At 74.9% G+C, this 458-nt stretch carries 1 protein-coding gene; it reads right to left on the bottom strand.

The window, feature by feature from the left end:
- Nucleotides 1-141: 141 nt before the first annotated feature.
- Nucleotides 142-458 (bottom strand): hypothetical protein (locus tag J1M41_RS11705; RefSeq protein WP_206451805.1); only part of this gene is annotated, 317 nt, incomplete at its 5' end.

The raw sequence follows: 458 nt of genomic DNA, 5'->3' as shown, positions 1-458 counted from the left end.
CCGCGAGCACCGCGGCCACGGCCAGGCCAGCGCGCACGACGTCACGCACCGCGCAGCCCAGCGAGCCGTCCGCCGGAGCCCACCACGTGGACCGCCGCGAAGGCGCGCGCATCCCCAGCTCCTCATGGAGCGACGCCGCGCTCACGCGGACTCACCGCCCTCGGGGCCCTCGCAGTCCGGGCCGTCCTGATCGACGTCGTCGACGCGGCGGCACGCGTCCTCGTCCGCGAGCAAGACGCGTACAGCCGTGCGCACGCGGCGCACCTCGCGCCGCTCCCGCACTGACTCCGGCGCCGGGACTTGCGGGGAGGCAGGGGCGTTGACGACGGCCGCCAGCGCGCGGGACGCCGCGGCCAGCCGGTCGTTCGGGATGTCCGCGCTGATGCGGACGTAGTCGGTTCCGACTGCGTCCACAGAGATCCAAACGCCGGCACGGGTGTTCTCGGTGGTGGTCATGG

Origin of the sequence: Micrococcus sp. KRD096, assembly GCF_017168495.1 — a bacterium.
Lineage (GTDB): Bacteria > Actinomycetota > Actinomycetes > Actinomycetales > Micrococcaceae > Micrococcus > Micrococcus luteus.
The sequence above is the reverse complement of the archived record's forward strand: the minus strand, read 5'-3'. Positions and strand labels throughout refer to the sequence as shown.